The organism is Streptomyces sp. NPDC048600, assembly GCF_055587025.1.
Window position 1 is genome coordinate 35,689 of sequence record NZ_JBVJGZ010000002.1, and the last position, 13,198, is coordinate 48,886.

The 13,198-nt window shown below is 73.7% G+C and carries 11 protein-coding genes and 1 pseudogene; 6 read left to right on the plus strand and 6 right to left on the minus strand.

Features of this window, described 5'->3' with window-relative positions:
• Positions 1–103: 103 nt before the first annotated feature.
• Positions 104–499 (plus strand): annotated as a pseudogene (locus ACZ6SQ_RS02300) (5-oxoprolinase subunit C family protein); the annotation flags it as partial.
• A gap of 195 nt (positions 500–694) precedes the next feature.
• Here the strand turns inward: ACZ6SQ_RS02300 and ACZ6SQ_RS02305 are convergent.
• The 5 genes from ACZ6SQ_RS02305 to ACZ6SQ_RS02325 form a co-directional block, all read right to left on the minus strand.
• Positions 695–1,549, minus strand: coding sequence for an SGNH/GDSL hydrolase family protein (locus tag ACZ6SQ_RS02305; protein WP_469555837.1), 855 nt, complete (start codon positions 1,547–1,549; stop codon positions 695–697).
• Entirely contained in the window at positions 1,546–2,715 is a 1,170-nt protein-coding gene (locus ACZ6SQ_RS02310; RefSeq protein WP_469555839.1) for a glycosyltransferase, read from the minus strand. Before ACZ6SQ_RS02310 ends, ACZ6SQ_RS02305 begins: the two co-directional genes overlap by 4 nt.
• Positions 2,712–3,845 (minus strand): glycosyltransferase family 4 protein, encoded by a 1,134-nt coding sequence (locus ACZ6SQ_RS02315; RefSeq protein ID WP_469555840.1) that lies wholly within the window; start codon positions 3,843–3,845, stop codon positions 2,712–2,714. Before ACZ6SQ_RS02315 ends, ACZ6SQ_RS02310 begins: the two co-directional genes overlap by 4 nt.
• A gap of 228 nt (positions 3,846–4,073) precedes the next feature.
• A complete protein-coding gene (locus tag ACZ6SQ_RS02320; protein WP_469555842.1) occupies positions 4,074–5,492 on the minus strand; it encodes a HEAT repeat domain-containing protein in 1,419 nt (472 codons plus the stop codon).
• 324 nt (positions 5,493–5,816) lie between these two features.
• Complete coding sequence (locus ACZ6SQ_RS02325; protein ID WP_469555844.1) at positions 5,817–6,209, minus strand: ankyrin repeat domain-containing protein; 393 nt, start codon at positions 6,207–6,209, stop codon at positions 5,817–5,819.
• 262 nt (positions 6,210–6,471) lie between these two features.
• Between ACZ6SQ_RS02325 and ACZ6SQ_RS02330 the strand changes: the two genes are divergently transcribed.
• Both ACZ6SQ_RS02330 and ACZ6SQ_RS02335 read left to right on the plus strand, forming a co-directional pair.
• Positions 6,472–6,666: a hypothetical protein gene (locus ACZ6SQ_RS02330; protein ID WP_356694637.1), complete on the plus strand. Its 195-nt coding sequence runs from the start codon at positions 6,472–6,474 to the stop codon at positions 6,664–6,666.
• Between the two features lie 40 nt (positions 6,667–6,706).
• Positions 6,707–8,596, plus strand: coding sequence for an ATP-binding protein (locus tag ACZ6SQ_RS02335; protein ID WP_469555847.1), 1,890 nt, complete (start codon positions 6,707–6,709; stop codon positions 8,594–8,596).
• 66 nt (positions 8,597–8,662) lie between these two features.
• Here the strand turns inward: ACZ6SQ_RS02335 and ACZ6SQ_RS02340 are convergent, their stop codons facing one another.
• Positions 8,663–10,168, minus strand: a complete 1,506-nt coding sequence (locus ACZ6SQ_RS02340) for an SCO1417 family PLP biosynthesis transcription factor (RefSeq protein WP_469555849.1) — start codon at positions 10,166–10,168, stop codon at positions 8,663–8,665.
• A gap of 99 nt (positions 10,169–10,267) precedes the next feature.
• On the opposite strand from ACZ6SQ_RS02340, the gene yczE reads away from it, so the two are divergent.
• Genes yczE through ACZ6SQ_RS02355 form a run of 3 tightly spaced genes read left to right on the plus strand, consistent with a single transcriptional unit; the run spans position 10,268 to position 13,099 of the window.
• Positions 10,268–10,933, plus strand: a complete 666-nt coding sequence (gene yczE, locus ACZ6SQ_RS02345; RefSeq protein ID WP_469555852.1) for a membrane protein YczE — start codon at positions 10,268–10,270, stop codon at positions 10,931–10,933.
• On the plus strand, positions 10,930–11,700 hold the full coding sequence (locus ACZ6SQ_RS02350; RefSeq protein WP_469555855.1) for a glycerophosphodiester phosphodiesterase: 771 nt from the start codon (positions 10,930–10,932) through the stop codon (positions 11,698–11,700). The genes yczE and ACZ6SQ_RS02350 overlap by 4 nt, the downstream gene beginning before the upstream one ends.
• A gap of 52 nt (positions 11,701–11,752) precedes the next feature.
• Complete coding sequence (locus ACZ6SQ_RS02355; RefSeq protein WP_469555859.1) at positions 11,753–13,099, plus strand: MFS transporter; 1,347 nt, start codon at positions 11,753–11,755, stop codon at positions 13,097–13,099.
• Positions 13,100–13,198: the final 99 nt, after the last annotated feature.

Genomic DNA, 13,198 nt, shown 5'->3' on the forward strand with positions numbered 1-13,198 from the left:
TACTCTTCCCCTTCCCCCCCCCCCCCCCCCCCCCACCCCACCCCCCCCCCCCCCCCCTCCCCCCCCCCCCCCCCCCCCCCCCCCCCCCCTCCCCTCCCCCCCCCCCCCTCCCCCCTCCCCCCCCCCCCCGCAGCCCGCCCCGCCCGCCGAGCTGGTGCTGCGGGTGACCCCGGGCCCGCGCGACGACTGGTTCACCGCGCGGGCGCTGCGCGACCTCACCACGCGTGCGTACCGCGTCTCCGCGGCGAGCAACCGCATCGGGCTGCGCACCGAGGGGCCCGCCCTGGAGCGGGCCCGCGCGGGTGAGCTGGCGAGCGAGGGCATGGTGCTCGGCGCGGTCCAGGTACCGCCGGACGGCAGGCCTGTGGTGTTTCTCGCCGACCACCCCACCACCGGCGGCTACCCGGTCGCCGCCGTCGTCCGCGCCGCCGACCTCCCGGCCGCCGCGCAGGCGGCACCCGGCACGCCGGTACGGTTCGTGCCCGTACGCCGCAAATGAGCCACCGCCGAACTACCGGCGCGCTGGCACGCCGCAAATGAGCCACCGCTGAACCGCCGGCGCGCTGGCACGCCGCAACTGAGCCACCCCCGAACCACCGTCGAGTCGCCACCGAACCGCCCGGGCCGTCCCCGCGAACGGCAAGGGGCGCCCCCACCGGCCCGGACCGGTGCGGACGCCCCTCGGCCGACCGTCCTACGCGGCCTCCGGCTCCGGCCCGTCCCCCACCGACAGCGCGGCCAGGGCCATGGCCACCGCGTGGGCGGCGCCCAGGTCGAGCCGGGCGCTGGTACCGCGGACACGGTGACGCGTCTCGTCGGCCGCCAGGCGCAGCAGCTGCGGCAGCAGGTCGGTGCAGCGCCGGGCCACCCACGCGGTGCCCGCGGTGGCCAGCCACAGCAGGCTGGCCACCCGGGTGGGTGCCGCGAGCTGAGGTTCCGCCTCCGGCGGTTTCCCGTCGGCGAGGCCCGCCTCGACGAGCAGTTCGTGGAAGCGCAGGGCGATCTGGCGGTGCCCGCGCTCGCCCGGGTGCAGCCGGTCCGCGCTCCACAGGGCCCGGTCGGTCAGCCAGCCGCCCTCACTGGCGTGCAGATGCAGGGCCCCGTACCGCTCGGACAGGGCGTGCACGACGGTGTTGACCGCCCGCTGGCGCCGGGCCAGCGGGCGGGCCAGCGAGCCGGGCAGTCCGAGCATCGCCCCCGGGTCGGGCAGACAGGCGGTGAGGACGACCGTGCCCTGCTCGGCGAACGCCGCGTACGCCCGGTCGAGACGGGCGGCGACGGCGTGGATGTCGAAGGTGCAGCGCAGGGTGTCGTTCACCCCGATGAGGACCGAGGCGAGGTCCGGCTTCAGGCCCAGCGCGACGGGCAGCTGTGACTCCACGATGTCGCGGGTCTGCGCCCCGCTGACGGCGAGGTTGGTGAACTCCACGGCCTCCGGGTCGAGTCCGTCGGCGAGCAGCGCGGCCCAGCCGCGCCACCCGTCCGCCACCCGGTCGCCCACGCCTGCGGTGAGAGAGTCCCCGAGTGCCACGAAACGGACGGGTCTCATGCCGTGCCTCCGGGCAGGACCGGGTCCCCGGGCGCGAGGACGCTCGCCTCGTGCGCGGCGAGGAAGGCCTCCACCGCGGTGCCCCAGCCGAAGCACTCGGCACGCGCGCGTGCGGCCTCCCGGCGTTCGGTGTCGGGTCGGTCGAGCAGGCCGGCGACGGCCTTCGCGAAGGCGTCCCCGTGGTCGGCGGCGGCGGCCCCGGCGGAGCCGATCACCTCGGGCAGCGCGGAGGTGGCGCTGACGGCCACGGGCGTGCCGCAGGCCATCGCCTCCAGGGCGGCGAGCCCGAAGGTCTCGGCCGGTCCGGGCGCCACGCACACGTCGGCGGAGGCCTGGAGCGCGCCGAGCAGCCCGCTGTCGGAGACATGGCCGAGGAAGGTCACCGGCAGGCCGTGTTCGCGCGCCCGCTGCTCCAGGCGCGGCTTCAGCGGCCCGTCCCCGGCGACGACCAGCACCGCGGGCACCCCGCGGCGGCGCAGCGCCTCCAGGGCGTCGAGAGCGGTCCCGGGCCGCTTCTCCACCGACAGCCGGGAGCACATCACCAGCAGCGTTTCGTCCACGCGCGCGTAGCGGGCCCGCAGGGCCGCCGAGCGCAGGGCCGGGTGGCGGGCGATGAGATCCACACCCAGCGGGGCCCGTACGACGTTGCGGGCGCCGATGCGGACGAACTCCCGCTCGGCGAACTCGGTGGTGCACACGACCTTGGAGTAGACGTGCGCGGTGCGGACGTTGAGGGAGTCCGCGGCCCGCCGGGAGAGCCGCTCCGGCAGGCCCCAGGTGCGCAGCACGCCGTCGGCGGTCTCGTGGGAGACCATCACCGAGGGCACCCGGGCACGGCGGGCCCAGCGGCCGGTCCAGCGCAGGGTGGTGCGGTCGGAGACCTCCAGGCGGTCCGGGGCGAGGTCCTCCAGGACGGCGGCGACGCGCCGTTTGTCGGTGAGGACGCGGTAGCCGCCGGTGCCGGGCAGCATCGGGCCGGGCAGGGTGATCACGCGGCCCTGCTCGGTGTCCTGGTCGGTGTGCCGGTCGCCGGGTACGACGAGCACCGGCTCGTGACCGGCGGCCCTGAAGCCCTTGCCCAGCTCGCGCAGGGCCGTGCGCAGGCCGCCGGAGGCGGGGGCGACGAAGTTCGCCACGCGCACGATCCGCAGCGACTGACCGGTCATGCCGCCAGCACCGCCTTCCGGGCGAGCAGCACGTTCTCGTAGTGCCCGATCAGCCGGTCGCCGACGGCGGCCCAGGTGCGGCCCTCGACGGTGGCCCGTCCGGCGGCGCCGTAGGCGGCGCGTGCGGCGGGGTCGGCGGCCAGCCGCACGACGGCGTCGCGTACGGCGTCGGCGTCGCGGGGCGGGACCAGCAGCCCGGTGCGGCCGTGGTCGACGAGGTCCAGGGGGCCGCCGACGGCGGGGGCGACGACGGGCACGCCGCTGGCCATGGCCTCCTGCACGGTCTGGCAGAACGTCTCGAACGGGCCGGTGTGCGCGAAGACGTCCAGCGAGGCGAAGATCCTCGCCAGGTCGTCGCCGGTGCGGCGGCCGAGGAAGACGGCGCCGGGCAGGGCCTCGGCCAGGTGGGCCCGGCTGGGCCCGTCCCCGACGACCACGACGCGTACGCCGGGCAGGGCGCAGGCCCCGGCGAGGAGTTCGACCTGCTTCTCGGGGGCGAGCCTGCCGACGTAGCCGACGATCAGTTCGCCGTTCGGGGCGAGTTCGCGGCGCAGGTTCTCGTCGCGCAGCTCGGGCTTGAAGCGGACCGTGTCGACGCCGCGCGGCCACAGGTGCACGCGGGGCACGCCGTGGGCCTCCAGGTCGCCACGGGAGTGGCTGGAGGGCGCGAGGGTGATGTCGGCGGCGGCGTGCACCGAGCGGATACGCCGCCAGGCGGCCGCCTCACCGGCGCTGATGTAGGTGCGGGCGTAGGCCGCGAGGTCGGTCTGGTAGACGGCGACGGCGGGCACGCCGAGCCTGGCGGCGGCGGACATGCCGCGGACGCCGAGGACGAAGGGGCTGGCCAGGTGGACGATGTCCGCGCGGTGGTCGGCGATGGCGCCCGCGACGCGTCGGCTGGGGAGGGCGACGCGGACCTGGGGGTAGCCCGGGAGCGGAAGTGACGGGATGCGGACGACGGGGCACGGCGCATGGGCGTCGGCCTCGGGTCCGGTACCGGCGGCGGTGGCCGGTGCGACGACGAGGGGAGCGTGACCGCGGTCGACGAGGTGCCGGGCGGTCTGGAGCGCGCAGTGGGCCACGCCGTTCACATCGGGGGGAAAGGATTCGGTCACGATGACGACACGCATACGGGTGTTGTCGCCGTACCGGACGTGGACGCGTCAACGTGGATCTTTCCGGTTCGAAAACGTCCCATGAGCGTTGAGCTGCACACCCGAGCGGGTCAGGCGGCGTCCATGCGCGCCTGACCCGCGGGTCATCCCTTGTTCACCCGGCGGGCCGGGAACCGCCCGTTGTGTTGCTCGTACGGGGTTTTCCGGCCAAAGGCGTCACATGCCCCGTACCGGTGCCCGGGCTCAGGCCGGGGGTGTCTCGGTGCCGATACGGCTGCGTACGGCGGTCTGGACCTCGGCCTCCTCGGCCGGGTCGGCGGCGAGCCGGCGGAGCCGGTCGACCACGCGGGTGTCACCGGTCTCGGCGTGCCGCGCGGCGATCTCGCGGGTGCTCTCCTCGCAGTCCCACAGGCATTCGACGGCGAATCCTGCGGCGAAGGCGGGGTCGGTGGCGGCGAGGGCGCGGGCGGCCCGGCCCCGCAGATGGGAGGACGCCGTCTCGCGGTAGACATGGCGCAGGACGGGGGCGGCGCAGGCGATGCCGAGCCGGCCGGTGCCGTCGACCAGGGTCCACAGGGTGGGCCCGTCGGGCCCCTCGCCCCGTACGGCCTCGCGCAGGGCGCCGAGGACCAGGTCCTTGTCCTGGGCCCCGCCCCGGCAGGCGAGCATCCGTCCGGCGGCGGCGCCGAGCGGGTCGGGCCGGTGGGCCCAGCGGCGGGCGCGCTCCACGGCGGCGACGCTGCCCATCCGCTCGTAGGACTCGACGGCGGCCTCCACGACCGGCGTGGGGCCGGTGATGACGGCCTGCTCGATCAGGTCGAGGGCGGCGGGGTCGTCGCTGTCCGCGAGATAGCGCAGGGCGGTGCAGCGGGCACCTTCGGTGCCGGTCCGGGCGGCTTCGAGGATCTCGGGGCGGTCCTCGGGCCCGGCCACGGCGCTGAGGCAGCGGGCGGCGGGGACATGCAGGGCGGTGCCGCGTTCGATGCCCTGCTGGGCCCAGTCGAACACCGCCTGGACGCTCCAACCCGGGCGTGGCCCGGACGGCCGCATCTGGCGCTGCCAGCGGTCGAAGCAGCCGGTCTCCTGGGCGGCACGCACGCGCGTGGCGATCCAGTCGCGGGAGTCGTCGGCCCACAGCCGCCAGGGCCGTGGCTCGAAGGCGTCGCGCACGGTGACGGCCAGTTCGGCGTCGCCCTCGGGATCGCGCGGGAAGCGGGCGAGCACGGGAGCGGCGAGCGAGCGCAGTCCGGCGTCGTCGTCACGCAGGGCGAGTTCGTCCAGGGCCCAGGCCCAGTTGGTGCCGTGGGCGGCGTACCTGCGCAGCAGTTCGAGCGCGTCGCGCCTGCCGTAGGAGGCGAGATGGCCGAGGACCGCGAGGGCGAGGCCGGTGCGGCAGTCCTCGGTGTCGAGGACGTCCTCGGGGTCGAAGAGATGGGCCTCGATGGTGTCGAGTTCGCCGCCCAGGTCGAGGTACAGACGGGCGTAGTACAGGGAGCGGTTCTCCACCTGCCAGTCGTGGCGGGGGTCGCGCACCACACAGTGGTTGAGCGCCGCGAGTGCCTCGGCGCGCGGGGCGGTGAGCGCGTGCAGTGTGCCGTCGCCGCGGCCCCGCTGAAGCAGGCCGAGCAGCGTGCCGCTGGGCGCTATGACCGGATCGAACATGGGAAACAGCCTCACATCAAGCGTCGACGCAACCGGGAAACGTGCTTTACCTGGCCGCGTGACAACACGTCGGGGCGCCCGCCGTCTCATGCTTGCTGTAGACCATCTTCCTCTGCCTCTCGTCGGTGGCCCATGCGGACCGCATCACGGCCCGCGCGGTGCGGCAACACCTGCCCAGCCATCGCGTCCGTGAATCACGACGTCATGATGACTCGGCGCTCTTCGATGCCGCGACCGAAATATCCGGCGGCCTTGTACCGCCTCCCCCGTATTCCGTTGCGTAACCCGCCAGGGACCCTGTATTCCCTGGTCAGGGCGTTCGGATTAGTGCGCTCCGAACAGTGTGAGCAAGTCCGCCTTACCGAACATACGTGCGGTGTCGACGGCCGACGGCGTACCCGCTGCCGGGTCGGCGCCGTTCTCCAGGAGGACCCGGATCACAGCCTCCTCCCCCTTGAAGACCGCCCCCGCGAGCGGGGTCTGGCCTCGGTCGTTGATGCGGTCCGCCTCGGCCCCGCGGGCGAGCAGCTCGCGCACCGCGTCCGCGTGGCCGTGGTAGGCGGCGAGCATCACGAGGGAGTCGCCGCGGTCATTGGTGAGGTTGGCCGGAACTCCCGCGTCCAGATACGCCACGAGTGCCTCGGTCCGCCCCCGCCGGGCCAGATCGAAGATCTTGGTCGCGAGCTCCACGACCTCGGGGTCGGGGGCTTCACTCATGGGCCGGTCCGCCCTTCCTTACAGCCGTTCAGGTGAATCGCCAGGGTACTGGCTACGGGCGCACATGACCGGAGCCGCCCGAGGCAAAGATCACCGCGAGACCCGTTCGACGCAACTTGCCTGCTCAGGCGACGCCTCCATGACTCCGCCATCTGGGGGAAATATTGAGAATTTCCCTCATTTGCACCTTTTATCGTATGGATACATCCTGTGAGCCTGGAAGTACTCATGGTGACTGTCCCCGCGAACCAGGAGAACTCAAATGATCCTGTCCATGTCTGGCGTGGTCCTGCTCGGCATCATCGTCTTCCTCTTCTTCAAGAAGGACGGACTCAAGGCGTCGCACGCCCTCGTGGCGGCCCTCTTCGGCTTCTATCTGGCCAGTACGGCCATCGCGCCGAGCATCAAGGCAGGCGGCGAGAGCCTGGCGAGCCTGCTCGGCGGCATCAAGTTCTGACGCCGCAGTTCCCGTCCGTACGCACCATCAGGAGACAGAAGTGGCCCGGCGCCCCCTCCCCCGCATCCTGAGCACAGGCAGCACACAGATCGCCCGGAGCCGGGAGCTGGCCCGGACGGCGGCCGACAGCGCCACCGACGTCCTCCATCCGCTGATCACGATCACCCGCGGTCTGCGCCGGCTGGCATCCGCCGGACGGCGCAGGTGGACCGAGACCCCCAAGGACAAACGCGGACCGCTGCTGTTCCTGGTGGCGTCGGTGGTCCTGGTCGTCGCGCTGGTGCCGTACGGCCCGCTGCTGGCCGTCATCACCCTGATGGCGGCCGCGGCCTGGCACGGCAGGGACCGCACCCCGCCCGCCCCCGAGGGCCCCGACGAGTCCCAGACGGAGCGCCTCCAGGCGCTCTACGAGGCCCTGGTCCCCTATTTCTCGGCCGCCGAGGACCCGGACCCGCTGTACACCCACGGCGGCGACTGGGAGAAGGGACTGTCCGGCTTCGAGTTCGACGACTCGGGCCGGATCAGCCACCTCGTGGTCCGCTACCCGGCGTACTTCACGGACGGCGAACCGGCCGCCCGGACCCGGATCGAGCAGCTGCTCACCGCCAAGTCGGGGCGCGGCCGCGAGTACCACTTCCTCTGGGACGAGGAGGGCAACCAGCTCACGGTCACCGTGCTGGCCCCGCTGCCCACCGACATCGCCGCCCAGCGGTTCGTCACCTCACCCGGCGAGACGGTCCTCGGCTTCACCGATCCCGGCGAGGTCCCGCGCACGCTCCCCCTCACCCACGGGGAGGAGCGGCGCGACGTCCCGCCCGTCGTGTGGCGGACCGGCATCCGCTCCACCGAGCCGCATCTGCTGGCCGTGGGCCAGCCCGGCAGCGGCACCTCCACCCTCGTCCGCTCGATCGCCCTCCAGGCGCTCCAGTACGGCGACGTACTGATCGTCGAGGGCGGCAGCACCGGCGAGTACGCCTGTCTCACCGGCCGCGAGGGCGTCCTCGCGGTCGAGTGCGGCGCGTCCGGGGCGCTGGCCGCCCTGGAGTGGGCGGCGCACGAGACCGAACGCCGGCTCATCGAGCTGAACCGCGCCCGTCAGGCCGGACAGCCGCCGCCCGAGGACACCCGGCGTCCGCTGTGGATCCTGCTGGACCGCCCCGGAGCGCTCGGTCATGTCCCCGCCGAAGGGCGGCCGGACCCGCTGTCCCTGCTCCAGCTGCCGCTGCGGCACGGCCGCGCCGCCCAGGTGACCGTGGTGGTGGCCGAACAGTTCGACCATCTCGACCTGCTCGGCGACGCCGTACGACAGCACACGCGCGCGCGTGTCGTGCTCGGACCGGCCACCGCCGAGCAGCTCCGGTCGGTGCTGGGAGCTCCGCCGCACACCACGCCCGTCCCCCAGGTGCCGCCCGGCCGCGGCTACGCCCGTCTGGGCACCGGCCCGGTGCTCAGGCTCCAGGTGCCCGCCACGCCCGACCCCTACGACGACGCCACCAGCGACGCCCACCGCCAGGCCGTCATCGACCTGCTGCCGCCCCGCCCGCAGGACGCGGACGCCGTACCGGAGCAGGGGCCCGCGGAGGCTCTGCCGGAGCAGATGCCCGCGGAGGCTCTGCCGGAGCAGGTGGACGGGCAGCCGGAACCGGTGGACGTCCCGCCGGAGCGGGCGGACGCGCGGCCGGGACCGGCGGACGCCCCGCCGGAACCGATGGCGGTCCCGGTGACGCCGGCCGGGAAGATCCCCGTGCTGCCCGTCGAGAAGGTCCCCGTGGAGAGCGTGCCCGTGGCCATGGTCTCCCTGGCCGGCGCCTCGGCCGACAACACTCCCTTCGAGAAGGTGCCCGTCACGAAGGTGCCGGTCGAGAAGGTGCCGATCGGCGAGGCGGCCGTCAACAAGGTGCCGACGGAGGCCATGGCCGCGGAGAGCTGAGCCGACGCCGCACAGCCGAGAGCCGGGACGGGTCCCCCCGCCCCGGCTCTCCTGTCGTTCCGGGCCTCAGGCCACGAAGGTCCTGGGCGCCTCGGCGCCCGCAGTCGCCCCGCTCTCCACCAGCCGGGCCGCCGCGGCCAGCCGTACCGCCGCCTCCTCCGCGACGGCTCCGCCGACGGTGAACGGCAGCCGCACATAGCCCTCGAACGCGCCGTCGACCCCGAACCGCGGCCCCGACGGCACCCGTACGCCGACCCGCTCCCCCGCCTCGGCGAGCCGCGACCCCGACAGGCCACCGGCGCGCACCCAGAGGGTCAGACCGCCCTGCGGCACCTCGAACTCCCAGTCCGGCAGCTCCCGCCGGACCGCCGTGACCAGCGCGTCCCGGTTCTCCCTGGCCTGGGCGCGGCGCACCTCGACGGCGGACTCCCAGCCGCCGGTGCTGAACAGCCAGTTCACGGCGAGCTGCTCCAGCACGGGCGTGCCCAGGTCGGCGTAGGCGCGGGCGGCGACCAGGCTGCGGATGACGTCCGGGGCGGCGCGCACCCAGCCGATGCGCATACCGGCCCAGAAGGCCTTGCTGGCCGAGCCGACGGTGATCACGGTCGACCCGGCGGGGTCGAAGCTGCACACGGGACGCGGCATGGCCGCGGCGATCTCCTCGTCCAGCCACAGCTCGGTCATCGTCTCGTCGGCGACCAGCACGGTCCCCGCCGAGCGGGCGGCCTCCACCAGCTGACGGCGCTGGTCCTCGTCGGCCAGGGCACCGGTCGGGTTGTGGAAGTCGGCGACGACGTACGCGATGCGCGGCGCGGCCTCGCGCAGTACCTGGCGCCAGCGGTCCATGTCCCAGCCGGTCAGCCCCTCGGCCATCGCGACGGGCACCAGGCGGGCCCCGGCCTCCCGCATGAGCTGGAGGATGTTGGCGTAGGAGGGCGACTCGACCGCGATGCGCTCGCCGCGGCCGCCGAAGAGATGGCAGATGGCGTCGATGGCGCCCATCGCGCCGGTCGTCACCATGATCTGCTCGGGCATGGTCGGGATGCCGCACGCGCTGTACCGCTCGGCGATCATCGCGCGCAGCGCGGGCAGCCCGGCGGGGTAGTCGCCGTGCGTGTGGGCGTACGGCGGCAGCTCCTCCAGAGCGCCCTGGACGGCGCGGGTGAGCCAGGGCTCGGGGGCGGGCAGGGCGGCGCAGCCGAGGTCGATCACCGAGCCGAGCGCCTCGGGCGGCAGCGGCTCCAGGCCCCGCGCGGGCAGCGGATTCCCGGCGGGCACGGCGGTCCAGCTGCCCGCGCCGCGCCGGGACTCCAGGAAGCCCTCGGCGCGCAGCGCCTCGTAGGCGCCCGCGACGGTGGTGCGGCTGACGGACAGCGAGAGGGCCAGTTCCCGTTCGGCGGGCAGCCGGGCGGCCACCGGGACGCGGCCCTCCAGCACCAGCAGCCGGATGCCGTCGGCGAGGGCGCGGTAGGCGGGCGGGCGGCGGGTGCCGGGGCCCGCGGGGCGCTCCTGCTGCGACTTGAGGAGCCGGGCGAGCTGGGCCGCCCCGACGGCGGAGGTCCACTGGGCCATGCTTTTCAGTCCACCTTCCCGGAATTGGCCATGGATGGCACTGGTTCCCAAGCCACAGAGTGTCATGCGCCAGGCCACTTCCACCACCAGGGGGACATCTTGCACACGAAAGGCGCCACTCGGAGCGGGCTCGTCCGCCGCCTGATCCAGCTCTACACCGGCCTCGCCCTGTACGGCGCCAGCTCCGCCCTCCTGGTGGAGTCGGGCCTGGGGCTGGAGCCGTGGAACGTCCTGCACCAGGGCCTGGCCGAGCTGACCGGCCTGACGATCGGCGTGGTGTCGATCGTGGTGGGCGCGGCGGTGCTGCTGCTGTGGATCCCGCTGCGCCAGCGGCCGGGACTCGGCACGGTCTCCAACGTTTTCGTGGTGGGCATCGCCATGGACGCCACCCTCGCGGCCCTCCCCGAGGTCCACGGGCTGACCGTCCGGGTGCCCCTGATGCTGGCCGGTGTCCTGCTCAACGGTGTCGCCACCGGCCTGTACATCGCCGCCCGCTTCGGCCCCGGCCCGCGCGACGGGCTGATGACCGGACTGCACCGGCGCACGGGCCGCTCGATCCGGCTGATGCGCACCGCGATCGAGGTCGCAGTCGTGGTGTCCGGCTTCGCGCTGGGCGGCACCATCGGCGTCGGCACGCTGCTGTACGCGCTGTCCATCGGCCCGCTGGCCCAGTTCTTCCTGCGTGTCTTCGCCGTTCCCCCGGCATCGGACGGCAGCACGGTCGTTGCCACCGGTCAACCCCGAGGAGCCATACTGCGTCCGTGACCAGCACCCGTATACGCCACCCGTACCTCGACCACCCCGGCCCCATACCCTTCGCCCACCGGGGCGGGGCGGCCGACGGCCTGGAGAACACCACGCTCCAGTTCCGGCGCGCGGTCGAGCTGGGCTACCGGTACATCGAGACGGACGTCCACGCCACGCGGGACGGCAGCATCGTGGCCTTCCACGACTCGACGCTGGACCGGGTGACCGACGGAGCGGGGCGGATCGGGGACCTGACGCTGGCCGAGGTCAGGCGGGCGCGGGTGGCGGGGCAGGAGCCGGTGCCGCTGTTCGAGGAGCTCCTGAAGGAGTTCCCGCAGGTGCGCTGGAACGTCGACCTCAAGGCGGAGCCGGCGCTGCGCCCCTTCCTGGAGCTGATCGATCGCACCGACGCCTGGGACCGGATCTGTGTCGGGTCCTTCTCCGAGGCGCGGGTGGTGCGTGCCCAGCGGCTGGCCGGACCGCGCCTGGCCACCTCGTTCGGCACGCGCGGGGTGCTGAACCTGCGGCTGCGCTCCTGGGGCGTGCCCGTGGGGCTGCGCGCCTCGGCGGTCGCGGCGCAGGTTCCTGAGTCCCAGTCGGGCGTCAAGGTGGTCGACCACCGCTTCGTCCGCGCGGCCCACGCACGCGGCCTCCAGGTGCATGTGTGGACGATCAACGAACCCGAGCGGATGCACAGGCTCCTGGACCTCGGTGTCGATGGCATCATGACCGATCACATCGACACACTGCGCAAGGTCATGGAGGACCGGGGCGTCTGGGTCTGACGCCCCGGACGGCGCCCGCGCGCGGCGTGAGTACCTGGAAGTGAGGGCGCGCGTGGGGACCGACACCGTGGGGACGGCGGCCGTCGACGAGGCCGCGGACCGGCGGCGCGAACAGCGCGGCTGGTACTTCTACGACTGGGCGTGCTCGGTCTACTCGACCAGTGTGCTCACCGTGTTCCTCGGCCCCTATCTGACCTCGGTGGCCGAGAACGCGGCGGGCGCCGACGGGTTCGTGCATCCGCTCGGCATCCCGGTGCGCGCAGGAGCGTTCTTCCCCTACGCCGTGTCCCTCTCGGTGATCGTCTCCGTGCTGGCGATGCCGCTGGTGGGCGCCGCCGCGGACCGCACCGGCCGCAAGAAGCCGCTGCTGGGGGTGGCCGCGTACATCGGGGCCGGGGCGACGGCCGGGATGTTCTTCCTGGACGGCGACCGCTATCTGCTCGGCGGCGCCCTGCTGATCGTCGCGAACGCCGCGCAGTCCGTCGCGATGATGCTCTACAACTCCTATCTGCCGCAGATCGCCACCCCCGAGGAGCGGGACAGGGTCTCCTCGCGGGGCTGGGCGTTCGGCTACGCGGCCGGCGCCCTGGTGCTGGTCGCCGATCTCGTCCTCTATCTCGCCCACGACAGCTTCGGCCTGTCCGAGGGCATGGCGGTGCGGATCTGTCTGGCCTCGGCCGGCCTGTGGTGGGGCGCCTTCGCGCTGATCCCGCTGCGCCGGCTGCGCGACCGCCGCACCCCGGCGCGCGAGGCGACCGCCCCGGGTCTGAGGCAGCTGGCCGCCACGGTCCGCGACATGCGCCGCCATCCGCTGACGCTGGGCTTCCTGCTGGCCTATCTGGTCTACAACGACGGTATCCAGACGGTGATCTCCCAGGCCTCGGTCTACGGCTCGGAGGAGCTGGGGCTGGAGCAGTCGACGCTCATCACGGCGGTGCTGCTCGTCCAGGTGCTCGCGGTGGCGGGCGCGCTGGGACTGGGCCGACTGGCTCGTGTCTACGGGGCCAAGCGGACGATCCTCGGGTCGCTGGTCGCCTGGACGGTCACCCTGGCCGCGGGCTACTTCCTGCCCGCCGGGCAGCCGGTGTGGTTCTTCGTGCTGGCGGCCGGGATCGGGCTGGTGCTGGGCGGCAGCCAGGCGCTGTCCCGCTCGCTGTTCTCCCACCTGGTCCCGCCCGGCAAGGAGGCCGAGTACTTCTCGGCCTACGAGCTGAGCGACCGCGGGATGAGCTGGCTGGGACCGCTGCTGTTCGGGCTGACGTTCCAGCTGACAGGCAGTTATCGGGACGCGATCATCTCGCTCGTGGCCTTCTTCGTCCTGGGATTCGTCCTGCTCGCGCGGGTTCCGGTGCGGCGGGCGATCGGCGACGCGGGCAATCCCGTTCCCGAGAAGATTTAGCACTCAGGGCGAAAGGGCGGTAGTGTACGCCTTTGGCCTGCCAGGCGTACCGTTACTGCGCGTCAAAGATTCAGAAACGCCGGGTGACATCTCCTAGCA